This window comes from Acidovorax sp. GW823-FHT05D11, from assembly GCF_058795695.1.
In genome coordinates this window covers 4,982,420-5,009,375 of record NZ_CM179502.1, presented here as the reverse complement: position 1 = coordinate 5,009,375, position 26,956 = coordinate 4,982,420, and the positions used below count along the sequence as shown (strand labels likewise).

The window sequence follows — 26,956 nt, the reverse complement described above, 5'->3', positions numbered from 1 at the left end:
CCATGACCCGCGATCACTGGGCATTGCTCGCTGCCGCCCTGGTTCTGTTGATCCTTCCCTTCGCCGTGTCGGGCTATGTCCTGTACGTGGTCAACCTGCTGATGGTCTTCGTGGTGCTGGCCCTGGGCATGCACGTCGTGATCGGCGAATCGGGCCAGTTCGCGCTGGCGCACGCCGCGTTCTTCGGCATCGGCATCTACACGGCCGGCATCATCAACACGGCATGGCACCCGCCCTTCGTGCTGTCCGTCCTGGCCGGCGGGGCCCTGTCGGCCGCGCTCGGCTACCTCATCGGCTACCTGGCGCTGCGCATGCGCGACATCTACCTGGCCCTGGCCACCTTCGCCTTCGGCGAGGCGATGCAATGGGTCTTCCTCACCTGGGAGCGCGTCACGGGCGGCTCCAACGGCATGAAGATGGATCCGGCCAATCTGTTCGGCTACAGGCTGACCAACGACCTGCAGGCCTACCCCTTCGTGGTGGTGCTGGCGGGGCTGATGCTGTGGCTCACCGTGGCGCTGGCGCGCTCACAGTACGGCTCGTCGCTCAGGGCCGTGCGCGAGAGCGATGTGGCCGCGATGGCCATGGGCATCAACGTCAAGGCCATGAAGCAGAGCGCGTTCGCCATCTCGGCGGCCTTCGCGGGCATCGCCGGGGGCATGTACACGCTGTTCACCTCGTTCATCCACCCGGAGAGCCTGGGCTTCCAGACCACCATCCTGGTCCTCACCATGGTCGTCGTGGGGGGCATGGGCTCGGTGCGCGGCGCGGTGGCCGGCGCCATTGCCTTCGGCCTCATCTCCGAGCTGCTGCGCCAGCTCATGTCGGTGCAGGAAATCATCTATGGCGTGATCCTCATGGGGTTCATGATGTTCATGCCCAAGGGGCTGTTCGCCGACCGCAACCGCCGCGTGGCACGCAAGCCCGCCAAGGGGGTGCAGGCATGAGCACGCGCCCCTTCCTGGAAGTCTCCGGCATCACCGTGCGATTTGGCGGGCTGGTGGCCGTGAACAGCCTCTCGTTCGACGTGGCGCGCGGCTCGATCCATGCGCTGATCGGCCCCAACGGGGCCGGCAAGTCCACCACCTTCAACTGCATCTCCCGCTACTACCAGCCGACCGAAGGCCGCATCGTTGTGGACGGCGAGGACGTGACGCACCATGCACCTTCGCGCATGGCAGGCATGGGCATCGCGCGCACCTTCCAGAACCTGGAGCTGTTCGGCGACCTGAGCGTGTACGAGAACGTGCTGCTGGGCTGCCACTCGCACAGCGCGAACACGCTGGGCCGGCTGCTGCGCCGCCCCGGCGGCGAGATCCGCGACCTGGTGGACAGCCTCATCGAGCGCGTGGGCCTGACCCACGACCGCGAGACCCGCGCCAAGGAACTCGACTTCGGCCACCAGAAGCTGCTGGAGATCGCCCGCGCCCTGGCGCTCAAGCCGCGCCTGCTGCTGCTGGACGAACCGGCGGCCGGCCTGCGCAACCGGGACATCGAGAACCTGGACCACCTGCTGACCGAACTGGCCCAGAAGGACGGCATCACCGTGCTCCTGGTCGAGCACGTGATGCAGCTGGTGATGTCGATCTCCGACCGCATCACCGTCATGTCCTTCGGCCAGAAGATCGCCGAAGGAACCCCCAAGGAAATCAGCGAGAACCCGACCGTGATCGAAGCCTACCTCGGCAAGGGAGCGGCCCATGCCTGATCCCATGCAGCAACCAAGCCAGGGCGCACTGCTCGAAGTGCGCGGCATCAGCGCCTCCTACGGCGCCATCCAGGCGCTCTCGGGCGTGAGCCTGGCCGTGCCGCAGGGCGCCATCGTGGCCCTGCTGGGCAGCAACGGTGCCGGCAAGAGCAGCACGTTGAACGCGATCTCGCACCTCATCGATCCCACCGCCGGCGAGGTCCACTTCGCCGGCGAGCCCATCCACCGGCAGCCGTCCGACGAGATCGTCCGCAGGGGCCTGGTGCAGGTGCCCGAGGGGCGCGAGGTGTTCAAGGAAATGAGCGTGCGCGAGAACCTGGAGCTGGGCGCCTTCCTGCGCCGCGACCGCGCCGCGATCGCCGAGGACCTGGACAAGGTCTACACCCTGTTTGCGCGGCTCAAGGAACGCTCCGAGCAGCGGGCGGCCACGCTGTCGGGCGGCGAGCAGCAGATGCTGGCGATCGGCCGGGCGCTCATGTCCCGCCCGCGGCTCATCATGTTCGACGAGCCTTCGATGGGGCTGTCACCGCTGCTCGTCGAGCAGATCTTCGAGGCGATCCTGCGGCTCAACCGCGAGCAGGGCCTGACCATCCTGCTCGTGGAGCAGGACGTGCGCCTGGCGCTCACGGTGGCCAGCCACGCCTACATCCTGGAAAACGGCGAGATCACGCTGCAGGGCGCGGCGGCCCAGCTCATGGACGACCCGGCCGTGCGCCGGGCCTACCTCGGCGTCTGAACGGCGCCCATTCAGCAGGAGAAATCGAATGGATTTGTTGAAAGGCAAGCTCGCGCTGGTGACCGGCGCCGGCGGGGGGCTGGGCTCGGCCATTGCGCTGGGCTTCGCGAACGAGGGCGCCAAGGTGATCTGCGCCGACATCGGTGCGGACAAGGCCGAGGCCACGGCCCGGCGCATCCGCGATGCCGGCGGCGAGGCCTGGAGCGTGGTGCTGGACGTGTGCGACCGGGCCGCCGTCCAGGCCTGCGCCGCGGACCTGCAGGCGCGCATCGGCCCGATCGACGTGCTGATCAACAACGCAGGCATTTCCGGCCGCGCGCGCATCGACGACCCGCACGCGCCCGAGGTGTGGGACCGCCTCATCGACGTGAACCTGCAGGGCCTGTTCAACGTCACGCATGCCTTCGTGCCGGCGTTGAAGAAGACCCGGGGGTGCATCGTGAATCTGTCGTCCATCGTGGCATTCGTGAGCGGCATCTCGTCGGCGGGGTATGTCGCCTCCAAGGGCGCCGTGCGTTCGCTGACCCAGGTGCTGGCCCGCGACCTGGCGCCTTTTGGGGTGCGCGCCAATGCGGTCGCGCCCGGGCTGATGCTGACCGAGATGGTCGCCCCGCAGCTGGCCGTGCCCGGCGGCACGGACTGGTACATGAAGCGCGTGCCCGCGGGCCGCGGCGGCGAGGTCGAGGAAATCGTCGGACCCGTGGTCTTTCTTTCCTCCCACATGGCCAGCTATGTGAATGGTGTGGTGCTGCCCGTCGATGGCGGCTTTCTCTCGGCTTGATCGGAATCTTCGCAAACACATGGACGACAACAGCAACAGCAAACCGATTGCCCTGGTCACCGGCGGTGCCGGCGGCATGGGCCTGGCCACGGTCGAACGCCTGGCCCGCGACGGCTATGCCGTGGTGATGGTGGACCGCGATGAAGCCCTGGCGCAGCGCGAGACCGGCCGCTTGAAGGGCCTGGGCCTGGATGTGCAGTGCCGCGTGCTCGACCTGACGGACGAAGCGGCCGTGCGCGGCCTGGTGCACTCCCTGCCCCCAGTGCGCGCTCTGGTCAACAACGCCGGCATCTTCGACGAGCGCAAGTTCCTGGAGGTGAGCAACGACGACTTCCGCCGTGCCTACGAGGTCAACCTCATCGCCGTGGCCACGCTCACACAGGAAGTAGCCAAGACCATGCCCGAGGGCGGCCGCATCGTGAACATCGCTTCGCGCGCGTACCTGGGGGCGAAGAACCACCCGCACTACGTGGCCTCCAAGGCCGCCGTGGTGGGCTACACGCGCGCCAGTGCCATGGAACTGGCGCCGCGCGGCATCCTGGTCAACGCGATCGCGCCGGGGCTGATCGATACGCCCATCCTGCGCGCGCTCACGCCCGAGCGGCTGGCGGCGCAGCTCGCGCTGCAGCCCACGGGCAAGGCCGGCAGGCCGGAAGACATCGCCCAGGCGGTGGCCTTCCTCGTGTCGCCGCAGACCGGCTTCATCACCGGGCAGGTGCTGTTCGTCGATGGCGGCAAGTCGCTGGGTGGGTCGGGCGCATGACGGCCCCCCACTGGGATGCCGAGTACGACGTCGTCGTGATCGGCGCGGGCGCGGGCGGCATGGCCGCCGCGCTGACCGCGAAGATCGAAGGCTGCAGCGTGCTGCTGGTCGAGAAGACCGACCGCGTGGGCGGCTCCACCGCCGTGTCCGGCGGGGCCGTGTGGGCGCCGCTCAATGCGCAGTCGGCGCGGGTGGGCCACCCCGACAGCTTCGAGAAGGTCTGGACCTACCTGCGCAACACGGTGGGCGACGCGGCGCCGGCCGGGATGCAGCAGGCCTTCCTGCGCCACGGCGCCGGCATGGTCGACTACTTCGAGAAGCACACCGCCGTGCGGCTTGTCGCGCGCAGCTACTCCCCCGACTACTACCCCGACCGCGAGGGCGCGGCCTTCGGCGGCCGCTCGCTCGACCCGGCGATGTTCGACGGGCGTGAACTGGGCGCGCATTTCAAGGAACTGCGCGATCCCCTGCCCGAATTCATGGTGCTGGGCGGGATGATGGTCACCATGACCGACGCCAGGCACCTGCTGGCGGTCACGCGCTCGTTCACGTCCTGGCGCGAAGGCATGAAGCTCGTGCTGCGCTACTTCGCCGACCGGCTGCGCGGCTACCACCGTGGCACGCGCCTGGTGCTGGGCAATGCGCTGGCGGCCCGGCTTTTCAAGAGCGTGATCGACCGTGGTATCGACTACTGGCTGGACACACCGGTGGAGAAGCTGGACGTGTCCCATGGCGCGGTGGTGGGCGTCTCGCTGGTGCGCGCGGGCAAGCCGGTGCAGGTGCGGGCGCGCCGCGGCGTGGTGGTGGCCACGGGGGGATTCCCCTGGAGCGAGGAACTGCGCAGTGCGCACTACCCCGCGCCGACGGGGCCCTGGTCCATGTCGCCGCAGGGCAACCGGGGCGAGGGCATCGCGCTGGCGCGCGAAGCCGGCGCGGTGCTGGGGCAGGGCCATACCAACCCGGCCTTCTGGGCGCCGGTCTCCATCCTGCAGCGGCCCGATGGCTCGGTCGTGCGCTATCCGCACCTGGTCTGGGACCGTGCCAAGCCCGGCCTCATGGCCGTGAACGGTGCCGGCCAGCGCTTCGTCAACGAGTCGACGTCTTACCACGAGTTCGTGCGGGCGATGTACCGCTCGCACGAGACAGTGCCCACCCTGCCGGCTTACCTGGTGTGCGACAGTGACTTCATGGAGCAGTGGGGCATGGGCCTGGCGTTGCCGGGCGGGCGGCCGCGCGATCACCTCGTCAAGGCCGGCTACCTGGTGAAGGCGCCGACATTGCGGGCGCTGGGCGATGCCCTGGGCATCGGCGGCGCCGCGCTGCAGGCCACGGCCGAGCGCTTCAACGCGCAGGCCGACCAGGGGCGCGACGACGACTTCGGCAAGGGCAGCACCGAATACAACCGCTACCTGGGCGACGCGGCGCACCAGCCCAACCCCTGCATCGGTGCCTTGCGCCAGGGCCCGTTCTATGCCGTGAAGGTGTTCGCGGGCGACATTGGCACGGCCGTGGGCATTGCCTGCAACGAAAATGCCCAGGCGCTCGATGCCGCCGGCCAGCCCATCCCGGGCCTCTACGCGGCGGGCAATGACATGCATTCGGTGATGGGCGGCGAGTACCCCGCGCCCGGCATCACCCTGGGGCCCGCGCTGACCTTCGGGTGGATCGCGGGCCGCCAGCTGGCGCAGGCAGCGCCTTCCCATCCATGAACCGGTGAACTTCCATGCAGATCTATTTCTCTCCGTTCTCTCCCTATGTGCGCAAGTGCCTGGTGACGGCGCACGAGCTGGGCCTCAGCGACCGCGTGCAATTGCTGCCGTCGAACGCCAACCCGGTCCGGCGCGACCAGGACATCATCGCCAGGAACCCGCTGGGCAAGGTGCCGACCTTCATCACCGACGAGGGCGCCGTGCTGTACGACAGCCGCGTCATCTGCGAATACCTCGACGAGATCGGCAACGGAACGCTGTTTCCCCGCAGTGGCGATGCGCGCTGGAATGCGCTGACGCTGCAGGCGCTCGGAGACGGCATCCTCGACGGCGCGCTGATCGCCCGCTATGAGGACGTGGCGCGGCCCGAGCCGCTGCGCTGGCCAGAGTGGCGCGCCGCGCAGCTGGACAAGGCCGAGACTTCGCTGGCCCATCTGTCCGCGAACCCCGCACTCATCGCGCCGCAGCGGCTGGACATCGGCACGCTCACGGTGGCCTGTGCGCTGTGGTACCTGGATCTCAGGTTTGCGGACTTCGGATGGCGCCAGCGCCATCCCGCCGTTGCGGCCTGGTACGAGGCATTTTCAAAGCGTCCATCATTGCAGGCGAGCTGGGCGCTGTGATCCGGCGCGCGCCAGCGCCCCATCGCTGCCGCGCTCACTCCGCCCGGATGTTCGCGCGCTGGGCGATCGCGCGCATGCGCGGCAGTTCGTCCTCGATCCGCGCCAGCACGGCGTCGCCGCTGGCATAGGACTGCTCCAGCCCGCTGGCGATGAGCTTGCTGCGGATCTCGGCATCCGCCATGGTCTCGGCCAGGGCCTTGCCCAGCTTCGCCTTGACTTCGGCGGGCAGGCCGCGCGGCGCCACGACGGCCAGCCACGAATCCGCGGCAAAACCCGCGAAGCCGCTTTCCGCCACCGTGGGCACATCCGGCAGCTGCGTGGCCCGCGCCGCGCCGGTGACCACGATGGGCTTGATCTTGCCACCCTTGAGCTGCGGCAGCGCGGCCGCCACCGTGTCGATGGTGAACGGGATCTGCCCACCGATCAGGTCGCTCATGGCGGGTGCGCTGCCCCGGTAGGGCACATGCATCAGCTGGATGCCGGTGGCCGACCACATCAGCTCGGCGGCAAAGTGGCCCGTGGTGCCGCTGCCGAACGAGCCGTAGGAGAACTTGTCCGGAGCGCGCTTCACCGCCGCGATCAGCTGCGGGAGGTTGGCCACCGGCACATCGCGGTGGGCCAGCAGGATCAGCGGCACGCGCGCCACCATGCCGATGGGTTCGAAGCTCTTGACCGGGTCGTACGGCAGCTTGTTGTTGAGCGCCGGGTTGACGGTGAAGGTGGAGCCCGAGCTGATCAGCAGCGTGTAGCCGTCGGCCGGAGCGTTGGCCACGAAGGATGCGCCCACGATGGTGCCCGCGCCGGCCTTGTTCTCGACCACCACCGCCTGGCTCAGGCGTTCGCCCAGCTTCTTGCTGATGAGCCGGCCCACGATGTCGACGGCCCCGCCGGGCGGAAAGGGCACCACCAGCTGCACCGGCTTGGCGGGGTAGCCATCGGCGTGCGCCATGCGCCCCCAACCCAAGCCTGCGATGGCTGCCATGAACAACAAGGCGACGCCGGTGCGTCTTTTGGGCTGTGGGCATTTCATGTGGCGGTCCTTCTGGTGCGGGTTGTTCACCCTGCGTTGCGGCTGTGAACAAGGGGAAGGCGCGCCAGTCTTCGTCTCGCTCTGGCCACGCCTGTCGCTACTGCGGAGTTGTCGAGGCCGCCAGGGCGATGAGATGAGGGCACGGGGCCATGGCGGTGAAAGACCGGGCGGCATGCGCAGGTCTTGTGAGGGCAGAGCGGGGGGCGCTCAGATCACGGACAGCCCGGCCAGCCGGCACAGGCGCTGTTGCTCGGTTTCCTCGCGCGGCGGTGCGTCAGCCGTTGCGAAAAAGAAAGCTGTAGGCGTTCAACGCCGGCACCCCTCCCAGGTGCGCGTACAGCACGCGGGAGCCTTCGGGGAATTCGCCCTTGCGCACCATGTCGATCATGCCGTGCATGGACTTGCCTTCGTACACCGGGTCGGTGAGCATGCCTTCCTGGCGTGCGCACAGGCGGATGGCTTCGAGCGTGCCTTCATTGGGCAGGCCGTATTCGGGGCCGCCGTAGCGCGTGTCGAGCACCACATCCTCGGCCGTGATCTCCTGGCCCAGCTCCACCAGCTTGGCCGTGTTCTGCGCGATGCGCAGCACCTGGGCATGCGTCTTCTCGGGCTTGGCCGAGGCGTCGATGCCGATCACCTTGCGCGCCCGGCCGTCGGCCGCAAAGCCCACCACCATGCCGGCCTGCGTGCTGCCCGTGACCGAGCACACGACGATGTAGTCAAACGTAAAGCCCAGCTCCTTCTCCTGCTGGCGCACTTCCTCGGCAAAGCCCACGAAGCCCAGGCCGCCGTAGGGGTGCTCGGAGCAGCCGGCGGGGATGGGGAAGGGCTTGCCGCCCGCCTTCTTCACGTCTTCCATGGCCTGCTCCCAGCTCGGGCGGATGCCGATGTCGAAGCCCGCAGCGTCCAGGCGCACGTCGGCGCCCATGATACGGCTCATCTCGATGTTGCCCACGCGGTCGTACACCGCATCGGAGTAGTTGACCCAGTTCTCCTGCACCAGCACGCACTTCATGCCCAGGTGCGCGGCCACGGCGGCCACCTGGCGCGTCTGGTTGGACTGGATGCCGCCGATGGAGACCAGTGTGTCGTAGCCGCCCGCGATCGCCTCGGGGATGAGGTATTCGAGCTTGCGCGTCTTGTTGCCGCCAAAGGCCAGGCCCGAGTTGCAGTCCTCGCGCTTGGCGTACAGGTGCACCTTGCCGCCCAGGTGGGCCGACAGGCGCGGCAGCGCGGTGATGGGCGAGGGCCCGAAGGTCAGCGGGTGGCGGGCGAATTTCTGCAGGTTCATGGCGGGTTTCCGGTCGATGGAAGGGATGGTGCAAGAGGTGGCTTGCAGTGCCTTCATCGTAGGAAAACACGCGCATACAGTGGTTGCGAATTTCTTCCTGATTTCAGCGTTTCAGGTTTGTGTATGAGAATATGAAAAACTAATATTTCTCACAGATCACCATGCGCACAACAAAAGTTCGTGCCAAGAATGTGCCGCAGTCCGATGTGTCGGCCGAGCTGGACCGTACCGACAAGGCCATCCTGCGCCAGCTGCAGCGTGATGCCTCGCTGTCCAATGTGGCGCTGGCCGAGAAGGTGCACCTGAGCCCGCCCGCCTGCCTGCGCCGCGTGGAGCGGCTCAAGCGCCTGGGGCTCATCGACGGCATCGTGGCGTTGCTCAACCCCCAGGCCGTGGGCGCGGGCATGCTGGTGATGATTGGGGTGGTGCTCGACCGCTCCACGCCCGAGTCGTTTGCCGAGTTTGAAAAGGCGGCGGCCAAGGTGTCCGGCTGCATGGAATGCCATGTGGTCACCGGCGAGTTCGACTACTTCATGCTGGTGCGCACGCGCGACAACGACAGCTTCAACCGGCTGCATGCCGAGCAGCTGCTCTACCTGCCGGGCGTGCGGCAGGTGCGCTCGTTCATGGTGCTGCGCAATGTGCTGTCCACCACCGAGCTGCCGCTGGCGCTGTAGCGGCGGCCAGCCCTCCGCTCACGGGGCGCCGCGCAGGCGCCCCACCACGGCCGCCCAGGCCGGACCGCCGAACAGGTTGACCACCAGCCCCGCCATCAAGAGCCCCGCGCCCGCAAAGTGCACGGGCAACAACTGCTCGCCGAACACCCACCAGCCCGTGGTCAGGCCCACCACGGGCACCAGCAGGGTGAAGGGGGCGACGCGGTTCACCGGGTAGCGCGACATGAGATACGTCCACAGCCCGAAGCCCAGCAGCGTGGAGATCCAGGCGATGTAGGCCACGGCGGCCATGGATTTCAGCGACAGGTGCTGCACGGCGGCCCACACGGCCGCGGGCCCGTCCAGCAGCAAGGACAGCACCACGAATGGCAGCGGCGCCACCACGCTCGACCACACGATGAAGGCAAACTGGTTCATCGGCCCGTAGCGTTCCACGGCGCGCGTGACGATGTTGCCGCAGCCCCACATCGCCGCCGCCCCCACGGTCAGTGCGAATCCCGCCAGCGGCATCGACGCGCCGTGGGCACTGCCGATCAGCACCAGCCCCACGCCGGCCAGCGCCAGGCCCGCCACCTGGTTGCCCTGCCATGCCTCGCGCAGCCACCAGGCCGCCAGCAGCAGCGTGAAGAACGACTGCGACTGCAGCACCAGCGAGGCCAGGCCCGACGGCATGCCGATGTGGATGGCGGTGAACAGCAGCGCGAACTGGCCCACCGCCATGGTCATGCCGTACAGCAGGTACAGGCGCAGCGGAACCTTGGGGGGCTTGACGAACAGCAGCGCTGGAAACGCCGCCAGCAGGTAGCGCAGCGCGCCCAGCAGCAGGGGCGGCACACCGGCCACGCCCACCTTGATGACGGCGAAGTTGAGCCCCCAGACCACGATGACGAGCAGGGCCAGGGCGAGATCGCGGGGGCGCAGGGCAGTGTTCATGCCCTGTATTTTCGGTGCACCGGCGGGTCCGTGGCCGCGCGTTTCACGACCGGCCTGGTGCGAAAACGGACATGCCCGGGCCCACCCCGGGGGGTTACGCCGCTTCCACCGCGAAGCTCAGCCCCGCGTGGGCCTGCAGCCGCGCGACCAGCTTGCCGCCCAGCGCGGGCGCCGTGGTCCAGATGCCGCCGGGGGTGTCCGTGGCGTCCTGCAGCAGGCACACGGCCGCCTCGGTGATCATCTTGGAGGTGGAGCCATAGCCCGGGTCGCGGTCGCCCTTGACGCCCACGCGCAGGCTGTTGCCCGCGGCGTCGGTGCCCAGGAAGAGCACGTCGTAGAAGCCGTTCTCGCGTTCCTCGCGCGAAGGGCCCTCGCCGGGCTTGGGGCCCTTGTCCGAGCCCAGCGACTTGTCGCCCGCCACGGCATTGGCCATGGCCTCGCCCTTTTCGCCGGGGCCGGTGATGAGCATTTCGTCGTACACGAAGTCGGTGCCGTAGGCGTGCTGCAGCAGGAAATTGGAGCGGTGCACGTTGCGGGTGTTGATGGCGGCCATCACGAACGGGGCCACCCACACTCCTTCGCCCAGGGCCTCGTCCACCATGGGCTTGTTGCCCGAGGGCTGGCGCGGCCCTTCGAAGCCGGGCGTGAGCGAGAACGGATTCTTCAGCAGGTCCAGCACGGCGGGGTGGGTGGCGGCGGCGGCCATGGTGGCCTTCAGGCTGGCGGCGGTGCCGCCCGAGAACGTGCCCTTCATCTTGCGCACCCGTCCGCGCACCCGGCTCGCGGGGTGGCCGAAACGGGCCTTCATCTCGGTTTGCAGCAGGTACACGCCCAGGTCGAACGGGATGGAGTCGAACCCGCACGAGAACACGATGCGCGCGCCGCTGGCCCGGGCCGTGGCTTCGTGCGCGTCGATCATCTGGCGCATCCACGCGGGTTCGCCGCACAGGTCCACGTAGTCCACGCCGGCCGCCGCGCACGCGGCCACCAGTTCGTTGCCGTAGAGCTGGTAGGGCCCCACGGTGGTCAGCACCAGGCGGGTCTGGTCCATCAGCGCCTGCAGGCTGGCGGGGTCGGTGCTGTCGGTCACGATCAGCGGGGTGTCGGCCGGGGCGCCCACTTCGTCGCGCACGGCGGCGAGCTTGTCGGCATTGCGCCCGCCCATGGCCCAGCGCAGGCCGCTGCCGGCGGGATAGCGCTGCAAAAGGTACTCGACCACGAGGCGGCCCGTGAAGCCGGTGGCGCCGTGGACGACAAGATCGAAGGGTTTGGTCATGGGCTGTCTCCGTGCACTGCTGCGTGCGGGTGGGGGAAGGGGCGGGCGCCGCCGCGGGCGGCCGCCGGCTGCTGGGATGCGATTGTGAAAGACAAGCGGGTGCCGGCATGTCGCCCAGGTGCCGCTTGCGATGGGCAAAAAGTATCGTTTGGCGATACCGTGAAGCCGGACTGCCGCCACTGGCGCAACCCGGCGGGGGCGGCGGGGGGCCGGGCCCGGCACCATGCGGTCCGTGTTCAACCACGGGCCTGACAAGGGCCCCACCTCTGTATGTCATCCAATGCTCCCTTCCTCGTTCAGCGTGACACCCGTGCCTGGCAACTGCAGGTGTGGGTCTCGTTCTGCATCGCCGTCTTCCTGTGCGCCGTGGGGCTGGCCTGGCTGCCGGGCGAGCAACTGGAGCAGGCGTTCATGGTGATGGGCTATGTGTTCTGCCTGTCGGCCGCGTTCGTGCTGGCCAAGTTCGTGCGGGACAACGAGAGCGCCGCGCGCCGCGGTGCGGGAGACACGCCCATGTGGAAGCTGGTGGTCTGGGGCGGATTCGCCGTGGCCATGGGCCTCACGGGCTGGGGCCTGTTCGGCATGGAGATCAACGTGACCTACAAGGCCTTCCTGGGTGTGAGCTGGCTGTACCTGATCACCACCGCCTTCACGCTGGCCAAGATGCTGCGCGACCGCCACGAGGCTGACCTGCTGGAAGCACGCCTGCAAGGCCGCCGCGAAGCTGCCGCAGCACATGCTGCTACGTCTGGTAACAACGCCAGCTGAGTTTCCGGCGTTCGCCATGGAGCTATGGCGGATGCTCGGAGGTTGCCCTGAAAAAAACCGGTGCTGCCGCGCTACTGCGCAGCACCTCCTGTGAGGAGTGAAACCATGAAGAAATTGCCGAAGATCCTGACCCTTGCCCTGGCCGCCGGCCTGCTGTGCACGCTGGCCGCCCTGCCCGCGCGCGCCCAGAGCGAGGCCTCGGCCGCGCTGTCGCTGCTGCCTGTCGCTTCGGTGGTGGGCACGGCGTCGGTGGCGTCCGCCGCCGCTGGCGCGGTCGTGGCGGTGCCTGCCGCATTGTCGGTGGCGGGTGCGGCGCTGACCGTGAAGACGGTGGAGGCCTCGGCCACCGGCACGGTGTACTTGCTGGAGCGCGCCTCCGACGGCGCCCAGGTCAGCGTCGAGGTGGCGGGCCGGGGCGTGGGCGCATCGGCGCACACCGTGGGCACGGTGGTGACCTGCAGCGTGATCGGCACGGGCGTGGTGCTGTCGGTGGCGGGCGAGGCGATCGCCTTCGTGCCCAACGCCATCGGCCGTGCGCTGCTGCACAACGAGCGCCTGTAAGGGGCACCGCCATGGATGTGCAGCAGATGACCGTGACGACCCCGGCGCATGCCCGCGTGCGCTCCTTCAACCCCGCCATGCTCGGCCTGGCCCTGGTGGCGGGCGCGGCCATGCTGGCGGCGCCAGCGGCCCACGCGGGCCGCTCCTGCGAGGCCGCCAAGCCCGTGCCGGCCAAGGTGATCGAGCGCGGCATGCAACTGGCGCAGCAGACCTCCGCCGCGCTCGACGCGGAGCATGCGAAGTCCGGCGCCCAGGTGGTGGTGCTCGCCCGCGCCGGGCAGGACCTGAGCAAGTACGGCCTGCGCTATTCGCACCTGGGCTGGGCCTACAAGACACCCGAGGGCCCCTGGCGCGTGGCCCACAAGCTCAACGAATGCGGCACGGCCGTGGGGCACCTGTACCGGCAGGGCCTGGGCGAGTTCTTCCTGGACGACCTGTGGCGCTACGAGGCCGTCTACGCCGTGCCCACGCCCGAGGTGCAGCAGCGCCTGCTGGCCGTGCTGCAGGACAAGGCCCGCACCAGGACGCTGCAGCACCCGCCCTACAGCATGGTGAGCTACGTGTGGGGCCGCAAGTACCAGCAGTCCAACCAATGGGCGCTGGAAACGCTGGCCGTGGCCATGGAGCCCGCCACGGTGCGCAACCGCGAGCAGGCGCAGGCCTGGCTGCAGTTCAAGGGCTACGAGCCGACCACGCTCAAGCTCGGGCCGCTCACGCGGATGGGCGGGCGCGTGGGTTCGGCCAACATCGCGTTCGACGACCACCCGGGCGACAAGCGGTTCTCGGACCGCATCGAGACCGTCACGGTCGATTCGGTGCTGGCCTGGCTGCAGCGGGCCCAGCTGGCGGCCGCGCCGGTGGTGCTGACCGTGAAGAATTGATGAAATGGGCCGATTGCGCTTGACTGGTAAGCGCTAGCAGCTATCAAATGCATAGTATCTACAGAGGGGAATGATCATGAGCAAATCACTGCGGCTGTCTGAAAAATGGTTCCGCCGCGGCCTGTGGCTGGTGGCGCTGGTGTTCGCCAGCTTCCTCATCGGGCTGGGCGGCACCATCGTGGGCGATTTGCCCAAGGTCGAGACGCCGCTGCGCGTGGATGACTTCCTGGACAAGCCGGCCGCTGAAAAGCTGCGCGCCCAGGTCAAGGACGCGCGCCAGGCCGAGCAGGACGCGCAGACCGCGCTGGAGCAGGCGCAGCTGCAGCGCAGCAAGGCCCGCAGCGAAACGCAGGCCGCGCGCGAGACCTTCAACAACTGGCTCTCCACCCGCTCGGCCACCCAGCGCGTCGACCAGGACCCGGAGGTCATTGCGCGCACCCAGGCGCTCGATGTGCTCAAGCTCGCCGAGCGCAAGACCCAGCAGGCGGTGGAGCTGCAGCAGCAGGCCGCGCTCGACGCGCGCCAGGCGGCGGCGGCCACGCAGGAGCGCCTGAACAGCATGGAAGCCGATGGCTACGTGAAGCTGGAGGCCGAGCGCCGCAAGGTGGAGCTGCGCGTGTTCCTGTACCGCCTGGCGCTCACCCTGCCGCTGCTGGCCATCGCCGGCTGGCTGTTCGTGAAGAAGCGCAAGGGCACCTACTGGCCGTTCGTGTGGGGCTTCATCTTCTTCGCGCTGTTCGCGTTCTTCGTGGAGCTGGTGCCCTACCTGCCCAGCTACGGCGGCTATGTGCGCTACGTGGTGGGCATCGGCATCACGGCGCTGGTGGGGCGCTACGCCATCCTCGCGCTCAACCGCTACCTGGAGCGCCAGAAGCTGGCCGAAACCCTGCCCGACCAGGAGCGCCGCAAGGAGCTGAGCTACGACGTGGCCCTGGCCCGCCTGGCCAAGAGCGTGTGCCCCGGCTGCGAGCGGCCCGTGGACTTGAAGAACGAGAAGATCGACTTCTGCCCGCACTGCGGCATCGGCCTGTTCGACCACTGCGGCACCTGCACCACGCGCAAGAGCGCCTTCGCCCGCTTCTGCCATGCCTGCGGCACGGGCGCGGGGGTGCGGCTGGCGCGGGATGACTGAGCGGGTCCCCGCGTGACACCCATGGGGGGGCTGCGCCGCCGCGAGCTTCTGGGCGCGCTGGCCGCCGCCGGACTGGCGGGGGCCTGTGCGCCGCTGCCGGCCCACAGTGCGCCCGGGGCGCTGATCGAGAACGTGACCCGCCTGTACCCCGTGCGCGTGTCGCGGGTGGTGGTGCCCGCCAGCCTGCAGGACGTGGCGCAGGCCGTGCGCAACTGGCCCGGCGCGGTGGCCGTGGGCGGCGGGCGCTACAGCATGGGCGGCCAGGTCGGCGTGGAAGGCGGCCTGCACATCGACATGCGCGGCATGAATGCCCTGGTGTGGCTGGACACCGGGGCGCGCACGGTGCGCGTGCAGGCCGGCATGCGCTGGCGCGACCTGCAGGACCACCTGGACCCCCACGACCTGGCGGTGCGCACCATGCAGAGTTATTCGAACTTCACGGTGGGCGGGTCCGTGTCGGTGAACGTGCATGGCCGCTATGTGGGGCACGGGCCCATCGGCGCGTCCGTGCGGGCCCTGCAGATCGTGCTCGCCAGCGGCGAGGTGCGCGAGGCCAGCCGCCAGCAGCACCCCGACCTGTTCCGTGCCGCGCTGGGCGGCTATGGCGGGCTGGGCGTGATCACCGAGGTGGAGCTGGATCTGGATGCCAACACCGCCATCGAGCGCACCGTGGCCCAGGTGGCGCTGGACGACTACCCCGGCTTCTTTGCCGCCAGGGTGGCCGCCAACGCGCGGGCCGTGATGCACAACGCCGACCTGCTGCCCCCCCGTTTCGACCGCGCCACCGCCGTGACCTGGGCCCGCACCGACAAGCCCGTGACCATGCCCGGGCGCCTGGTGCCGCGCGGCCAGCGGTATGACCTGGACAAGAGCGTGATCTGGGCCATGACCGAACTGCCGGGCGGCCACCAGCTGCAGCACAAGGTGGTGCGCCCGGCGCTGCTGCGTGGCCAGCCGGTGGTGTGGCGCAACCACGAGGCCAGCCTGGATGCCGCCTCGCTGGAGCCCGCGAGCCGCGCACAGTCCACCTACGTGCTGCAGGAGTACTTTGTGCCCGTGGCCCGGTTCGCCGCTTTCACGCGGGGCTTGGCCCGCATCCTGCAGCAGCATGGGGCGCAGGTGCTCAACATCTCGGTGCGCCATGCGCCGCCCGACCCCGATGCCATCATGGCCTGGGCGCGCGAGGAGGTGTTTTCGTGGGTGCTGTACTACAAGCAGGGCACCCGCCCCGAGGCCTGTGCCGAAGTGGCTCTGTGGACGCGTGCGCTGATCGACCTGGCCCTGCAGCATGGCGGCACCTACTACCTGCCCTACCAGCGCCATGCCACGCGGGCGCAATTCGCGGCGGCCTACCCGCAGGCGGACCGGTTTCGCGCGGCCAAGGCCGTCTGGGACCCCGCGGGGCGGATGACCAACATGCTCTGGGCGCAGTATCTGTAGAGGGACGCCGCGGGCCGGCGCGGGGGGCTACCCCATCATCACCCGGTTGCGCCCCTGCGCCTTGGCGCGGTAGAGCGCCGCGTCGGCCGCGAGCAGCAGCATGTCCATGTCGGCATCGCCGCCCAGCGTGGCGCTGTGCACCAGGCCGATGCTGATGGTGGCATGCCGTGGAACGCCCCCGGCGGCGCCAAAGGTCTGCTGCTCCACCACCTTGCGCAGGCGTTCGGCGATCGCGTGCGCCTCGGCGGGCGAGGCATCGGGCAGCACCACCGCGAACTCCTCGCCGCCCAGGCGGCCCAGCACGTCCTGGGGGCGCAGCGCGCCGGCCATGGCCTGGGCGAGGCCGACGAGGAGCTGGTCGCCCGCGCCGTGGCCCAGCTGGTCGTTGACCTGCTTGAAATGGTCCACGTCCACCATCAGCACGGCCAGGCCGGCGGATTCGCGCTGGTAGCGCGCGACCAGCCGCTCGCCCTGCTGCAGGAACGCGCGGCGCGCGAGCACGCCGGTCAGGTCGTCGTGCCGCACGGCGTGGTCCAGGCGGCGCAGGGCCTCGGCGCGCGCGGCGCTGGCGCAGGCCACGGCCAGCGGCCCCAGCGCCAGCAGCGTGACGCCCACGCGCAGCGAGAACACGTCGCTGGCATGCGCGGGCGTGAAGTTGAGCACGCCCGTGGCCACCCCGGCCATGGTCCACAGGCACACCACCAGCGACAGCAGGCTGGACGTGAACGGGCTGTAGCTGAGCGCGCACCACAGCAGCCCCGGCACCACGAAGGCCAGCATGCCGGGCCCGCCGACCACGGTGCGGATGCCCTCGGCCAGCAGCAGCGAGCTCACGGGGGCCACGCGCCAGAACAGCGATGCGCCCGGCAGGCCCTGCGGGGCGTTCATGGTGGGCGGCGGGTCGTCGGCGCGGGGCGCGGCCAGCACCACCGGCACGATGAGCATGTAGTTCATGAGTTCGGTGCTGAACCACAGGGACAACAGGTCGGTCCAGGGGGTATCGAAGTACACCGGCGCGGCGCCGCAGCCCGCCAGGGCCCCCACGGTGCTGGCGACCAGCGCCGCCACCAGCAGGTACAGCGCCGACACCGTGCGCTGCAGGCGCCGGATGCGTTCGTCCAGGCGGCGCAGCACCAGCCAGCCCGCCGTGGCGCCCAGCATGTTGGCCCCGTTGAGCCAAAGTGCCATGGACCAGTCGCTGCCCGTGGCCAGGTCCGCCGCCAGGTAGCCCACGGCGGCCGCCACCCAGGCCGGCGGCCGCGCGAGCCGGGGGTAGCGGACCAGCAGTCCCAGCAGCAGCGCATTGGCGGGCCAGAACGCCGACAGGAAGCCGATGGGCCGCGCAAAGATGCCCACCAGGCAGGCGGCGAAGATCAGCAGGGCCAGCCCCAGCCAGGCCAGGGGCGGCGGAAGCGGTCGCAGGAGCGCGAAAGGGCGGTACATGGGTGGATGGCGGTGGATCGGCGGGAGGGCGGTGGGCGGGGGTGCCCCCGATTGTCCCCGGGCCGGGCGTGGTGGGGGGCTCGCCCGGCACCCCCGGGACACCGTTGTTGACGATTTCAAACGCCCGCCGCGAGGGTCAGGGGGGGCCTGCCAGCAGCAGCGCCACCAGTTCGCCCGTGCTGCTGGCGCCCAGCTTGCGCATGAGCCGGGCGCGGTGGGCGTCCACGGTGCGGTGGCTGATGTCCAGGTGGCGCCCGATCTGCTTGCTGGTGGCGCCCGTGACGATGTGCTGCGCGATCTCGCGCTCGCGCACGGTCAGCGGCGTGCTGACGGGGCGGCGGTGCGAGATGTCCTCGAACATCCACACGGCGCGCGCGAACGGGTCGGCCCTGTCGAGCGCGCGGCCCGCCACGTGGCACCAGAACAGCGACCCGTCGCGCCGCCGCATGATGCGCTCGTCGCTGTAGCCGCCCGTGTCGCGCATGGCCTTCAGGCCCCGGTGGCCGGTGTGCGTGAACTCGTCGAACGACGGGTACAGCGGCGCCAGCGGCTGGCCCAGCAGCTCGGCCTGGGCATGGCCGAACATGTGGGCGAAGGCATCGTTGCACAGCTCGATGGCGCGGTCGCGTGTCACGCACATGCCCACGGGCGCGAGGTGAAAGGCCAGTGCGAGCGCCTCGTTCGGAACGGCGGGGGGTGCGGGCATGGGGTGGCATTCTGCAGCAACCGCCCCCTGGCGCGGTGTGTCCGCGCCCGGCCGGGAGGGGCGGCTCAGGCCGGGCGCTCGTGCACCACCGCCACGCGGTTGCGGCCCGCGCTCTTGGCGTCGTACAGCGCGTGGTCGGCCGCGCTGAGCCAGTCGGCCCAGGTTCCGCCGGCGCGGGCCACGCAGGCCAGGCCGATGCTCACGCTGACGGGGATGTCCTCGCCATTCTCGGTCAGCCGGATCTGCGCCACGGCCGTGCACAGGCGCTGGGCGATGGTGGTGGCGTCGCCCGCCGAGACATCGGGCAGGTAGACCAGGAATTCCTCGCCGCCCATGCGCGCGAGCAGGTCGGAGTCGCGCAGCTGGCGGCGCAGGCATTCGGCGAAGGCGACCAGCACGCGGTCGCCGGCCGCGTGGCCGAAGCGGTCGTTGATGCGCTTGAAGTGGTCCAGGTCGAGCTGCGCGATGGCGCTGCCCACCGGCAGCTGCGCGGGCAGCCGGGACATGACCCAGTGGCGGTTGCCCACGCCCGTGAGCGCGTCCGTCTGCGCCATCCGCTCCAGGCGCGCCTCGGCCCGTTCGCTGGAGAGCGACGAGACCATGAGGGCGATGCCGAAGTGGCAGAACATCTGCACGTAGAAGGCCCGGGCGAAACCGGTGGAGCTGGCGTTCTCGGTGGCGATGTAGAACAGGCGCAGCGCGAAGATGAAGGCGCTGACCAGCAGGAACCCCGCCAGGAGGGCCCGTGATGGCAGGGGCTCGGCGCGGCGGTCGCGCCATATTTCATGGGCCGAGCCCACCAGGGCTGCGGTGGCCGTCACGTGGAAGGCACCGGCCCGCAGGAGGTTGTCCAGCGGAAACTGTGTGGCGATGCCCGCCACCAGCCAGCCCGCGGGCACCAGGGCGAGCCAGCCCATCGGGATGCGCCTGCGCCCGCTCAGCGCCCGAACGCCCGCCCAGAAGAGGCAATAGCCGACCGTGCCGAGCAGCAGGCTGCCGTGTGTCCAGAGCCAGTCCGGCAGGATGAGGTACTCGCCCCGGCCCGCCAGTTCGGCGCCGATGGCCAGCAGCAGGTACGCCCCGGCCAGCGGCCGCAGCCCCTGGGGCCGGTAGGAATGCCGGCTGACGTGAAAGATGCTCAGGGCCCCGGCCACCAGGGCGGTCTTGTAGAGCAGGAGTACGGTGGGGAGGTCAAGCTGTATGCCCATGTCGCGGTGCAATGGCGGGTTGGTGGCGGTCCCAGGCGGGGACCGTGGTCTGTGGTTCGTGGTCGCGATGGGGGAGGCGCTCAGCGGCGGCGCCAGCGTAGCCGCCACTGCCGCCGGATGACCCGCGCCACGCGCCAGGCCCATGACGCGCGGGCGCGCTCCAGCACGGCGTGCTTGATGCCCATCCAGCGGGCATGGGTCCAGGCGAACCAGCGCAGCTGCATCAGCGCGGCCTGGGTGAGGCTGTACAGCCGGGCCACCACGGCGGTGCCCACCACCTTGGCGATCACGATCACGGTCATGCCCAGCACCACGTGCCCCCGGCCCACCGCCCACAGGGCCAGCAGCTTCACGGGCAGCAGCAGCGCCGTGGGCAGCAGGAACACGGCCACCGCCGCCCAGGGCGGCAGGGCGCGCACGCAGCCTTCGATCCAGCGCAGGCCGGGCCAGCGGCCGATGCGTGCCAGCAACTGCTGCAGCGGTACCCAGCCCCATTCCTCGAACAGGATCAGCAGGGCCAGCAGCCCGCTGCCCAGGCCGGTCAGCATGCGCGCGGGCCAGCGCAGCAGTTGGTGCAGGATTTTTGGAATGATTTGGGCCTCTGGCGCTTGTCTATCCAGCGCGGATAGCTATTGTTTTTATAGCTTCCGATCGTGGTTACACGCCCCGGGCCCGCTCGGCCTTGAAGCGCGCCCGGAACTGCGCGAACGCGCCCGCGTCGAGCGACTCGCGCACCTCGCGCATGAGGTTCAGGTAGTAGTGCAGGTTGTGCACGGTGGTGAGCATGGGGCCCAGCATTTCGCCGCAGCGGTCCAGGTGGTGCAGGTAGGCACGGCTGAAACCCTCGCGCCCGCCCTCGTCCCACGACACGCCCGCGCTGCCCGCGCAGGCATAGCAGGTGCAACTGGTGTCCAGGGGCTGGTGGTCGGCCTTGTGGCGCGCGTTGCGGATTTTCAGGTCGCCAAACCGCGTGAACAGCGTGCCGTTGCGCGCGTTGCGCGTGGGCATCACGCAGTCGAACATGTCCACGCCGTCGGCCACGCCCTGCACCAGGTCCTCGGGCGTGCCCACGCCCATCAGGTAGCGGGGCTTGTGCGCGGGCAGGCGGTGCGGCGTGTGGGCCATGATGTCCAGCATCTCGTCCTTGGGTTCGCCCACGCTCACGCCGCCCACGGCGTAGCCGGGGAAATCCATCTCGACCAGGCGCTCCAGCGATTCCTGGCGCAGGTTCTTGTACATGCCGCCCTGCACGATGCCGAACAGCGCGTTGGGGTTCTCCAGCCGCTGGAATTCATCCCGCGAGCGCTTGGCCCAGCGCAGGCTCATTTCCATGCTCTTGCGCGCCTCGGCCTCGGTGGTGAGGTGGCCCTTGGTCTCGTACGGCGTGCACTCGTCGAGCTGCATCACGATGTCGGAGTTGAGCGTGGTCTGGATCTGCATGCTCACCTCGGGCGACATGAAGAGCTTGTCGCCGTTGACGGGGCTGGCGAAGGTCACGCCCTCTTCGGTGATCTTGCGCATCGCGCCCAGGCTCCAGACCTGGAAACCGCCCGAGTCGGTGAGGATGGGCTTGTCCCACTTTTCAAAGCCGTGCAGGCCGCCAAAGCTCTGCATCACGTCCAGGCCCGGGCGCATCCACAGGTGGAAGGTATTGCCCAGGATGATCTGCGCACCCATGTCGTGCAGGCTGCGCGGCATCACGCCCTTGACGGTGCCGTAGGTGCCCACGGGCATGAAGATGGGGGTCTGCACCACGCCGTGGTTGAGCGTGAGCGTGCCACGGCGTGCGTGGCTGGTGGGGTCGGTTTTGAGGAGGTCGAACTGCAGCATGATGGGGCGATTGTCCCAGACGGGCCGCCCCCGCCTTGTGCGGGCAGGCCGCAGGGACATGGGCTGGCGTTGGCGCGCCGCATCGCTACACTGGTTCCAGACGGGCTACCAGCCCATCACAAGGAGAACAACATGCTCAAGATCCTCATCGCCGTGGATGGCTCGGAACTCTCCCTGGACGGCGTGCACCATGCGCTGGCGCTCCTGGGCCAGGGCCTGAAGGCCAGCGTGGTCCTGGCCAACGTGCAGGAACCCGCCACGCTGTACGAACTGGTGACCACGCGCGACCCCGACCTGATCGCCGCCGCCAGCCTGGAGGCCGGCCAGCACCTCATGGCGTCCGCGCGGGCGCTGCTCGACGCGGCGGGCGTGGCCTACGAGACCGACGTGGGCGTGGGCGACGTGGCCCACACGCTGGTGGACATGATCGAGCGCTCGGGCTGCGACATGGTCATCATCGGTGCCAAGGGGCAGGGCGCCATCACCAGCGCGCTGCTGGGCTCGGTCTCGCAGGAGGTCGCGCACGCGAGCCCGGTGCCGGTGACTATCGTCAAGCATGCCGAGGTGCTGGAAGCGCTGGAAAGCGACGTGGCCGAGGACACCGAGGCCTGAGAACCTGTTCAAGAACTTTTCGGGGGGGGGCCAGAAAAGAAAAGGGCCGCTGTGCGCGGCCCTGGCGGGGATCTTCGGAGGACGGGTGCCCGGCGTGTCAGGCCGCCTTGCGAAACGGTTCGGCCGCGGGCCGCTGCAGCTTGCCGTGGGGCAGGGTGGCCAGGCGCGAGAACATGCGGCGCACGTAGCCGCGCACCCACAGGCATTTGTTGAGCTCGTCCACGGGCAGCGGGCCCGACACCACCACGATGTCGTTGGCCACGTCCTGGGCTCCTGCGGCCCGCAGGCGGCGGCGCGTGTTGTTGGCCCAGGACTGGATGCGCGTGGGGCTGCCGTGCTGGTGCACCTCGCCCGTGTGCGCATCGAACGCAATCGCCACGGTATCGGTTTTCAGCTTGAACCTGCGCTCACCCGTCACGGCGCTGGGCGCCTCGCGCATGTCGTAGAGGTAGTAGCTGCCTGCCTTGAGCTGGTATTGCATGTCCATGGGTGTGTTCCTCTCTGTCGGCATTGTCGAGGGCGCACGGTGCGGGCAATGGCAGGTAAAACGGTGGGAAAGGGGCTCTTATCGGGAGCCGTTCGCCAGGGCCGCGCTGGTTTCTGTGCGCGTGCCATTGTGGCGGCGCCCCGGCGCCAGCGCGCGAAACTTGAGGGCGATGTCGTAACGAGTTGTGAGTAGAGTGTGTGGCGCGTCTGGCCTTTGGTTGCGCCCGGCCGTTGCGTTGCCCAAGGCGTATGCGACTGGCGCGGCCCACGCCAGAGCAGCCAAGCAAGGGCCGCCCCGCAGCGAGGGCTGCGTCCCTCTGCCCGCGCAGCGCAGCGGAGCGAGAGCGGGGGGGGACGGCGCACAGCGCCTCAGGGGGGATGTCCCTGCTAGAAATCCACCAGGCTCAGCCCCAGGCTGAACACGGTGCGCTTGCGGTTGTAGTCGATCATGCTGTCGCCATAGCCGCTGAACAGCTGCGTGTGCAGGCGCAGGTTGCTCTTGCTGCCAAAAAGGCCCGTGCCCACCGTCTGCAGCCATTCCAGGCGCACCGAGCCCCGGTCGCTGCTCGACAGCGAGTGGCGCAGCGTGGCGCCCACGGTGTTGTCCTTGTTGACGTTCCAGAACGCCGACAGCTCGCCCCGGCCGACGTAGTCGCTGATGCCGGGGTTGTCGTCGCTGCCCGAGCTTTCGGGCACGCGCTTCCACAGGCGCGCGTTCACGCTGAAGCTGTTGGAAAGCTCCATGCCGGTCATGAGGTACACGCGGTTCCAGCTGCGCGACAGGGGCTTGCTCTGGCCGTTGGACTGGTGCACCAGGCCGATGCCGCTGTAGCGCCACTTCCAGCCGAACGGCAGCTGCGCCGTGGTGGGGTAGACGTACATGACCTCGGGCTCGTGGTCGGTGGCGCGGAAGGGGCGCGAGATCTGGGGCGTGAACAGCTGCCAGTACGACTGCTGCGAATAGCCGAACCACACGGAATCCTTGAGCGTGGGGTGGCCCTGCGTGAGCAGGCCCTGCGCGAGCTTGGTGCGCACCGACAGCTGGATGCGGTTCTCGGTGCGGCGGTAGGGCGTGGATTCGGTGGCCGAGTGGTCCGCCGCGTCGGACGTGGGCTGGCGGTTCACGTTGCTCGACGCCACCACCGACACGGTGATGGGCCGGTAGCCCCGGAAGCTGAAGGTGCCGCAGTCGCTGCCCGATTCCAGCTCCCAGAAGCGCGAGAGGTCGCTGTACTGCGGGTCGCGGCAGCCCTCGGTGCGGGCCACGTCGATGACGCGGGTGGCGGGCAGGGTGGTGTCCACGGGCGGCGGCACGGCCGACGCGGCGGCGGAGGCGCCCGGCGCATTCCAGCTTTGCTGGTCGGCGGCCCACTGGTCGAAGCAGGCCAGGCGCGCCTGGTTGTCGCTGGACAGGGCGGTGCAGCGGCGCCAGGCGCTCTCTGCGCCCCCGGCGGCCGAGGCGGTGGCGCCGGCCGGTGCCACCGCCTGTGCCAGCGCGGCGCCGGCGGGCGCCAGCGCGGCGGCCACCAGCAGCGCCAGCGTGCGACGCGATGGCGCGGCGGCGGGCGTGGCGGTCATGGCCACCCCACCTGCCTGCGCAGCGCGAAAGGGGCCGATGGAGCTGAAGGGGTGGGGGTGGCGTTGTTCCATGTTCCGCGTATTTCCTTGCCGCACGATCCATCCACCACCTGGCCCGTCCAGGGGGTGCTGATGTTCATGCCGTTGATCGATTCTTCCAGGGTCGGGTCGCCGCCATCGGCGTCGCCGCTGACCGGCGCCGTGGTGCCGCCACGCTGCACGGTACCACGCACGCTGTGTGCCAGTGCGGCGTGCTGCCCCAGCTGCGGCGTGGCCGTGGCGCCCGGCGCGGGGGCCGGCGGCTCGGCCAGCCAGCGGCCCCGCAGGCGCGGGTGGCCCCTGTCCGCCGCGGCGGGGCACGTCGCCGTGGATTGTGGTTCATTTCGGCGGTGGGCGCTTGTAGGATAAGCGCTGATAGCTATCAAAATAAAAGCAGCCCCCCGCCGGGGCGCGGGGCGGGGGCGAGCGGGTGCCGGCCGGGGCATGGGGCGCCTCAGGCCGTGGGCGCGGGCTGGGCGGCCACGGCGGCGTTGGCCGCGCTCGTCGCCTGGGCCTTGGCGGCGAATTCGGCGCGCAGGGCCTTGAGCTTCTCGCGCGGGTCTTCGCGGGCGGTGGTCTTGTCCAGGCCCATCTCGGCGATGAAGCGGCTGGGCTGCGCGGCCACCATCTCGCGGCCCTTCTTGCGCCGCTTGGTCCAGCTCACGGCCAGCGTGCGCTGGGCGCGGGTGATGCCCACGTACATCAGGCGGCGCTCTTCCTGCAGGCGCTGCAGCGTGTCGTCGCTCACCTTCTGCTGGCGCCCCTCGTCGTCGTCGAGCTTGAACGGCAGCATGCCTTCGGTCACGCCCACCAGCACCACGTGCGGCCACTCCAGGCCCTTGCTCGCGTGCAGGGTCGACAGCGTCACCATGTCCTGTTCCTGCTCGCGTTCGCTGATGGTGGACAGCAGCGCGATGGTCTGCGACACCTCCAGCAGGCTCTTGGTCTCCTTGGCCACCACGGCGCCCGCCGTGTCGTCGATCTGGCCGCCCGCGCGCTGGGCCATCCAGTCGCAGAACTCCATCACATTGCTCCAGCGCGCGGCGGCCACCTTTTCGCTGTCCTCGTTGTCGTACAGGTGCTGCTCGTAGCCGATCTCCTTGAGCCACTCGTTCAGGAAGGTGCGCGACTCCTCGGCGCCATGCACGCGGCGCGCGCTGTACTCCAGGTAGTTGATGTAGCGGCCAAATTCATGCAGGCCGTCCATGGCCCGCTTGGGCACGGCCGCCGGCAGCATGCCGTTGAACAGCGCGCCGAACATGCTCTGCTTGTGCTGCGTGGCGAACGCGCCCAGCGCCGCCAGCGTGGTGTGGCCGATGCCGCGCTTGGGCGTGGTGATGGCGCGCAGGAACGCCGGGTCATCGTCGTTGTTGATCCACAGCCGGAACCAGGCGCACAGGTCCTTGATCTCGGCGCGGTCGAAGAAGCTGGTGCCGCCCGAGACCTTGTAGGGAATGTTGGCCTTGCGCAGCGCCTTCTCGAACGGCTTGGCCTGGTGGTTGGCGCGGTACAGGATGGCGAAGGCCTTCCAGTCGGGCGGCGGGTTGCTGGCCGCGCGCAGGCTCTGGATGCGGGCCACGGCGCGTTCGGCCTCGTGCTCTTCGCTGTCGGCGTCCACCACGCGCACGGGCTCGCCCTCGCCCAGCTCGGAGAACAGCGTTTTCGGAAACAGCTTGGGGTTGGGCCCGATCACGTTGTTGGCCGCGCGCAGGATGGCGCTGGTGGAGCGGTAGTTCTGCTCCAGCTTGATGACCTTGAGGTGCGGGAAGTCGATGGGCAGCTTCTTCAAGTTGTCCAGCGTGGCGCCGCGCCAGCCGTAGATGGACTGGTCGTCGTCGCCCACGGCCGTGAAGTGCCCGTTCTCGCCCACCAGCAGCTTGAGCAGCTCGTACTGCGTGGCGTTGGTGTCCTGGTATTCATCGACCAGCACGTGGCTCAGCGCCGCCTGCCACTTGGCGCGCACTTCGGGGAAGTCGCGCAGCAGGCGCAGCGGCATGCCGATGAGGTCGTCGAAGTCCACGCTCTGGTAGGCCGCCAGGCGCTCCTCGTAGCGCGCCATCAGCGTGGCGATGATGCGCTCGTTGTCGTCGGCCGCCTGGGCCAGCGCCTGCTCGGAGGTCAGGCCCATGTTCTTCCACTTGCTGATCACCCACTGCCACTGGCGCGCGGTGGCCATGTCGGTGGTGCCGCCCGAGGCTTCTTTCAGGATGCCCGTCACGTCGTCGGCATCCAGGATGCTGAACTGGGGCTTGAGGCCCAGCACCGAACCATCCTCGCGCACCATGCGCACGCCCAGGGCGTGGAAGGTGCACACCAGCACGTCCTTGGCGCGCCGGCCGATCAGGCCCTTGGCGCGCTCGCGCATTTCGGCGGCCGCCTTGTTGGTGAAGGTGATGGCGGCGATGCGCCTGGGCTCCATGCCCTTCTCGATCATGTGCGCGATCTTCTGCGTGATCACGCGCGTCTTGCCCGAGCCCGCGCCGGCCAGCACCAGGCAGGCCCCGTCGGTGTAGTGGACAGCCTGGAGCTGGGCGAGATTGAGACCGGCGGACATGGATGGAGGAAGAAGGAAAAAGCAGGAGAGGAAGAAGGGGCCGGGGGCACCCAGGGGCGGGCGTACCGCAGCGCCGCCGGAGCGCGCAATGATACCGGCGCGCTCCGGCGGGGCCGGGTTGCGCCGCGGCCGGCCCCGGGCCCGGCGGGGTCTGACAGGGGCCTGACGCCGCCCCCGCGCTGCGGGAAACC

General features: G+C 69.5%; 27 protein-coding genes. 14 read left to right on the top strand and 13 right to left on the bottom strand.

What is annotated here, in order from left to right:
• Positions 1-2 precede the first annotated feature (2 nt).
• From AC3RCE_RS23025 to AC3RCE_RS22995, 7 genes are read left to right on the top strand one after another with little or no spacing between them, the layout of a single operon-like run.
• Positions 3-947: a branched-chain amino acid ABC transporter permease gene (locus AC3RCE_RS23025; RefSeq protein ID WP_492254047.1), complete on the top strand. Its 945-nt coding sequence runs from the start codon at positions 3-5 to the stop codon at positions 945-947.
• A complete protein-coding gene (locus tag AC3RCE_RS23020; protein ID WP_218296869.1) occupies positions 944-1,708 on the top strand; it encodes an ABC transporter ATP-binding protein in 765 nt (254 codons plus the stop codon). Before AC3RCE_RS23025 ends, AC3RCE_RS23020 begins: the two co-directional genes overlap by 4 nt.
• The gene (locus tag AC3RCE_RS23015) at positions 1,701-2,444 is read left to right on the top strand and encodes an ABC transporter ATP-binding protein (RefSeq protein ID WP_255594831.1); all 744 of its coding nucleotides are present in this window, start codon (positions 1,701-1,703) and stop codon (positions 2,442-2,444) included. The genes AC3RCE_RS23020 and AC3RCE_RS23015 overlap by 8 nt, the downstream gene beginning before the upstream one ends.
• 28 nt (positions 2,445-2,472) lie before the next feature.
• Positions 2,473-3,225 carry an SDR family NAD(P)-dependent oxidoreductase gene (locus AC3RCE_RS23010; RefSeq protein ID WP_218296870.1) on the top strand — a complete coding sequence of 251 codons (753 nt, stop codon included), beginning with the start codon at positions 2,473-2,475 and terminating at the stop codon, positions 3,223-3,225.
• 19 nt (positions 3,226-3,244) lie between these two features.
• Complete coding sequence (locus tag AC3RCE_RS23005) at positions 3,245-3,988, top strand: SDR family NAD(P)-dependent oxidoreductase (RefSeq protein ID WP_218296871.1); 744 nt, start codon at positions 3,245-3,247, stop codon at positions 3,986-3,988.
• Positions 3,985-5,697, top strand: a complete 1,713-nt coding sequence (locus AC3RCE_RS23000; RefSeq protein ID WP_492254046.1) for an FAD-dependent oxidoreductase — start codon at positions 3,985-3,987, stop codon at positions 5,695-5,697. The genes AC3RCE_RS23005 and AC3RCE_RS23000 overlap by 4 nt, the downstream gene beginning before the upstream one ends.
• Before the next feature lie 14 nt (positions 5,698-5,711).
• Positions 5,712-6,320: a glutathione S-transferase gene (locus AC3RCE_RS22995; RefSeq protein ID WP_218341272.1), complete on the top strand. Its 609-nt coding sequence runs from the start codon at positions 5,712-5,714 to the stop codon at positions 6,318-6,320.
• Between the two features lie 34 nt (positions 6,321-6,354).
• Here the strand turns inward: AC3RCE_RS22995 and AC3RCE_RS22990 are convergent, their stop codons facing one another.
• Together AC3RCE_RS22990 and AC3RCE_RS22985 are read right to left on the bottom strand one after the other, a co-directional pair.
• On the bottom strand, positions 6,355-7,350 hold the full coding sequence (locus AC3RCE_RS22990; RefSeq protein WP_492254045.1) for a Bug family tripartite tricarboxylate transporter substrate binding protein: 996 nt from the start codon (positions 7,348-7,350) through the stop codon (positions 6,355-6,357).
• 274 nt (positions 7,351-7,624) lie between these two features.
• Positions 7,625-8,641 (bottom strand): 1-aminocyclopropane-1-carboxylate deaminase, encoded by a 1,017-nt coding sequence (locus tag AC3RCE_RS22985; RefSeq protein WP_218296875.1) that lies wholly within the window; start codon positions 8,639-8,641, stop codon positions 7,625-7,627.
• 161 nt (positions 8,642-8,802) lie between these two features.
• On the opposite strand from AC3RCE_RS22985, the gene AC3RCE_RS22980 reads away from it, so the two are divergent.
• Complete coding sequence (locus AC3RCE_RS22980) at positions 8,803-9,318, top strand: Lrp/AsnC family transcriptional regulator (RefSeq protein ID WP_218341274.1); 516 nt, start codon at positions 8,803-8,805, stop codon at positions 9,316-9,318.
• Positions 9,319-9,336: 18 nt separating this feature from the next.
• On the opposite strand, the gene AC3RCE_RS22975 is transcribed toward AC3RCE_RS22980, so the two are convergent.
• Both AC3RCE_RS22975 and AC3RCE_RS22970 read right to left on the bottom strand, forming a co-directional pair.
• Positions 9,337-10,239: an EamA family transporter gene (locus AC3RCE_RS22975; RefSeq protein ID WP_492255428.1), complete on the bottom strand. Its 903-nt coding sequence runs from the start codon at positions 10,237-10,239 to the stop codon at positions 9,337-9,339.
• A gap of 106 nt (positions 10,240-10,345) precedes the next feature.
• Positions 10,346-11,527: a saccharopine dehydrogenase family protein gene (locus AC3RCE_RS22970; RefSeq protein ID WP_492254044.1), complete on the bottom strand. Its 1,182-nt coding sequence runs from the start codon at positions 11,525-11,527 to the stop codon at positions 10,346-10,348.
• Positions 11,528-11,797: 270 nt separating this feature from the next.
• Between AC3RCE_RS22970 and AC3RCE_RS22965 the strand changes: the two genes are divergently transcribed.
• The 5 genes from AC3RCE_RS22965 (at position 11,798) to AC3RCE_RS22945 (ending at position 16,309) form a co-directional block, all read left to right on the top strand.
• Positions 11,798-12,295, top strand: a complete 498-nt coding sequence (locus AC3RCE_RS22965; protein WP_492254043.1) for a YiaA/YiaB family inner membrane protein — start codon at positions 11,798-11,800, stop codon at positions 12,293-12,295.
• 105 nt (positions 12,296-12,400) lie between these two features.
• Positions 12,401-12,856 carry a hypothetical protein gene (locus tag AC3RCE_RS22960; protein ID WP_218341278.1) on the top strand — a complete coding sequence of 152 codons (456 nt, stop codon included), beginning with the start codon at positions 12,401-12,403 and terminating at the stop codon, positions 12,854-12,856.
• A 77-nt stretch (positions 12,857-12,933) separates the two neighbouring features.
• A complete protein-coding gene (locus AC3RCE_RS22955) occupies positions 12,934-13,737 on the top strand; it encodes a DUF2145 domain-containing protein (protein ID WP_492255427.1) in 804 nt (267 codons plus the stop codon).
• Between the two features lie 76 nt (positions 13,738-13,813).
• Positions 13,814-14,869: a serine endopeptidase gene (locus tag AC3RCE_RS22950; protein WP_492254042.1), complete on the top strand. Its 1,056-nt coding sequence runs from the start codon at positions 13,814-13,816 to the stop codon at positions 14,867-14,869.
• Positions 14,870-14,890: 21 nt separating this feature from the next.
• Positions 14,891-16,309, top strand: coding sequence for an FAD-binding oxidoreductase (locus AC3RCE_RS22945; RefSeq protein ID WP_255594843.1), 1,419 nt, complete (start codon positions 14,891-14,893; stop codon positions 16,307-16,309).
• Positions 16,310-16,336: 27 nt separating this feature from the next.
• Here AC3RCE_RS22945 and AC3RCE_RS22940 read toward each other — a convergent pair whose 3' ends face one another.
• The 5 genes from AC3RCE_RS22940 to tgt all read right to left on the bottom strand — a co-directional run bounded on the left by AC3RCE_RS22940 (position 16,337) and on the right by tgt (position 21,496).
• Positions 16,337-17,752: a GGDEF domain-containing protein gene (locus AC3RCE_RS22940; protein WP_492254041.1), complete on the bottom strand. Its 1,416-nt coding sequence runs from the start codon at positions 17,750-17,752 to the stop codon at positions 16,337-16,339.
• 136 nt (positions 17,753-17,888) lie between these two features.
• A complete protein-coding gene (locus tag AC3RCE_RS22935; RefSeq protein WP_218296883.1) occupies positions 17,889-18,458 on the bottom strand; it encodes a LuxR C-terminal-related transcriptional regulator in 570 nt (189 codons plus the stop codon).
• Positions 18,459-18,523: 65 nt separating this feature from the next.
• Positions 18,524-19,666, bottom strand: coding sequence for a GGDEF domain-containing protein (locus tag AC3RCE_RS22930; protein WP_492254040.1), 1,143 nt, complete (start codon positions 19,664-19,666; stop codon positions 18,524-18,526).
• Positions 19,667-19,746: 80 nt separating this feature from the next.
• A complete protein-coding gene (locus AC3RCE_RS22925) occupies positions 19,747-20,214 on the bottom strand; it encodes a hypothetical protein (RefSeq protein ID WP_255591624.1) in 468 nt (155 codons plus the stop codon).
• Between the two features lie 109 nt (positions 20,215-20,323).
• Positions 20,324-21,496: a tRNA guanosine(34) transglycosylase Tgt gene (tgt, locus tag AC3RCE_RS22920; RefSeq protein ID WP_218296885.1), complete on the bottom strand. Its 1,173-nt coding sequence runs from the start codon at positions 21,494-21,496 to the stop codon at positions 20,324-20,326.
• A 132-nt stretch (positions 21,497-21,628) separates the two neighbouring features.
• On the opposite strand from tgt, the gene AC3RCE_RS22915 reads away from it, so the two are divergent.
• Entirely contained in the window at positions 21,629-22,108 is a 480-nt protein-coding gene (locus AC3RCE_RS22915) for a universal stress protein (protein WP_218296886.1), read from the top strand.
• 97 nt (positions 22,109-22,205) lie between these two features.
• On the opposite strand, the gene AC3RCE_RS22910 is transcribed toward AC3RCE_RS22915, so the two are convergent.
• From AC3RCE_RS22910 to AC3RCE_RS22895, 4 genes are all read right to left on the bottom strand, one after another.
• Positions 22,206-22,595 carry a hypothetical protein gene (locus AC3RCE_RS22910; protein WP_010466226.1) on the bottom strand — a complete coding sequence of 130 codons (390 nt, stop codon included), beginning with the start codon at positions 22,593-22,595 and terminating at the stop codon, positions 22,206-22,208.
• A 386-nt stretch (positions 22,596-22,981) separates the two neighbouring features.
• The gene (locus AC3RCE_RS22905) at positions 22,982-24,172 is read right to left on the bottom strand and encodes a phospholipase A (protein WP_369643539.1); all 1,191 of its coding nucleotides are present in this window, start codon (positions 24,170-24,172) and stop codon (positions 22,982-22,984) included.
• Positions 24,169-24,405 (bottom strand): hypothetical protein, encoded by a 237-nt coding sequence (locus tag AC3RCE_RS22900; RefSeq protein ID WP_369643538.1) that lies wholly within the window; start codon positions 24,403-24,405, stop codon positions 24,169-24,171. Before AC3RCE_RS22900 ends, AC3RCE_RS22905 begins: the two co-directional genes overlap by 4 nt.
• Before the next feature lie 260 nt (positions 24,406-24,665).
• Complete coding sequence (locus AC3RCE_RS22895) at positions 24,666-26,765, bottom strand: ATP-dependent helicase (protein ID WP_218296888.1); 2,100 nt, start codon at positions 26,763-26,765, stop codon at positions 24,666-24,668.
• Between the last annotated feature and the right edge of the window lie 191 nt (positions 26,766-26,956).

What these genes read in the sequence shown, in the direction of transcription:
- AC3RCE_RS22965 (WP_492254043.1), top strand. Translation starts at nt 11,798, where the DNA reads ATGTCATCCAATGCTCCCTTCCTCGTTCAGCGTGACACCCGTGCCTGG.
- AC3RCE_RS23000 (WP_492254046.1), top strand. Translation starts at nt 3,985, where the DNA reads ATGACGGCCCCCCACTGGGATGCCGAGTACGACGTCGTCGTGATCGGC.
- AC3RCE_RS23015 (WP_255594831.1), top strand. Translation starts at nt 1,701, where the DNA reads ATGCCTGATCCCATGCAGCAACCAAGCCAGGGCGCACTGCTCGAAGTG.
- AC3RCE_RS22960 (WP_218341278.1), top strand. Translation starts at nt 12,401, where the DNA reads ATGAAGAAATTGCCGAAGATCCTGACCCTTGCCCTGGCCGCCGGCCTG.
- AC3RCE_RS22940 (WP_492254041.1), bottom strand. Translation starts at nt 17,752, where the DNA reads ATGTACCGCCCTTTCGCGCTCCTGCGACCGCTTCCGCCGCCCCTGGCC.
- tgt (WP_218296885.1), bottom strand. Translation starts at nt 21,496, where the DNA reads ATGCTGCAGTTCGACCTCCTCAAAACCGACCCCACCAGCCACGCACGC.
- AC3RCE_RS22955 (WP_492255427.1), top strand. Translation starts at nt 12,934, where the DNA reads ATGCTCGGCCTGGCCCTGGTGGCGGGCGCGGCCATGCTGGCGGCGCCA.
- AC3RCE_RS22915 (WP_218296886.1), top strand. Translation starts at nt 21,629, where the DNA reads ATGCTCAAGATCCTCATCGCCGTGGATGGCTCGGAACTCTCCCTGGAC.
- AC3RCE_RS22925 (WP_255591624.1), bottom strand. Translation starts at nt 20,214, where the DNA reads ATGCTGACCGGCCTGGGCAGCGGGCTGCTGGCCCTGCTGATCCTGTTC.
- AC3RCE_RS22995 (WP_218341272.1), top strand. Translation starts at nt 5,712, where the DNA reads ATGCAGATCTATTTCTCTCCGTTCTCTCCCTATGTGCGCAAGTGCCTG.
- AC3RCE_RS22945 (WP_255594843.1), top strand. Translation starts at nt 14,891, where the DNA reads ATGGGGGGGCTGCGCCGCCGCGAGCTTCTGGGCGCGCTGGCCGCCGCC.
- AC3RCE_RS22970 (WP_492254044.1), bottom strand. Translation starts at nt 11,527, where the DNA reads ATGACCAAACCCTTCGATCTTGTCGTCCACGGCGCCACCGGCTTCACG.
- AC3RCE_RS22910 (WP_010466226.1), bottom strand. Translation starts at nt 22,595, where the DNA reads ATGGACATGCAATACCAGCTCAAGGCAGGCAGCTACTACCTCTACGAC.
- AC3RCE_RS22985 (WP_218296875.1), bottom strand. Translation starts at nt 8,641, where the DNA reads ATGAACCTGCAGAAATTCGCCCGCCACCCGCTGACCTTCGGGCCCTCG.
- AC3RCE_RS23025 (WP_492254047.1), top strand. Translation starts at nt 3, where the DNA reads ATGACCCGCGATCACTGGGCATTGCTCGCTGCCGCCCTGGTTCTGTTG.
- AC3RCE_RS22905 (WP_369643539.1), bottom strand. Translation starts at nt 24,172, where the DNA reads ATGACCGCCACGCCCGCCGCCGCGCCATCGCGTCGCACGCTGGCGCTG.
- AC3RCE_RS22895 (WP_218296888.1), bottom strand. Translation starts at nt 26,765, where the DNA reads ATGTCCGCCGGTCTCAATCTCGCCCAGCTCCAGGCTGTCCACTACACC.
- AC3RCE_RS23010 (WP_218296870.1), top strand. Translation starts at nt 2,473, where the DNA reads ATGGATTTGTTGAAAGGCAAGCTCGCGCTGGTGACCGGCGCCGGCGGG.
- AC3RCE_RS22980 (WP_218341274.1), top strand. Translation starts at nt 8,803, where the DNA reads ATGCGCACAACAAAAGTTCGTGCCAAGAATGTGCCGCAGTCCGATGTG.
- AC3RCE_RS22950 (WP_492254042.1), top strand. Translation starts at nt 13,814, where the DNA reads ATGAGCAAATCACTGCGGCTGTCTGAAAAATGGTTCCGCCGCGGCCTG.
- AC3RCE_RS23020 (WP_218296869.1), top strand. Translation starts at nt 944, where the DNA reads ATGAGCACGCGCCCCTTCCTGGAAGTCTCCGGCATCACCGTGCGATTT.
- AC3RCE_RS22990 (WP_492254045.1), bottom strand. Translation starts at nt 7,350, where the DNA reads ATGAAATGCCCACAGCCCAAAAGACGCACCGGCGTCGCCTTGTTGTTC.
- AC3RCE_RS22935 (WP_218296883.1), bottom strand. Translation starts at nt 18,458, where the DNA reads ATGCCCGCACCCCCCGCCGTTCCGAACGAGGCGCTCGCACTGGCCTTT.
- AC3RCE_RS22930 (WP_492254040.1), bottom strand. Translation starts at nt 19,666, where the DNA reads ATGGGCATACAGCTTGACCTCCCCACCGTACTCCTGCTCTACAAGACC.
- AC3RCE_RS23005 (WP_218296871.1), top strand. Translation starts at nt 3,245, where the DNA reads ATGGACGACAACAGCAACAGCAAACCGATTGCCCTGGTCACCGGCGGT.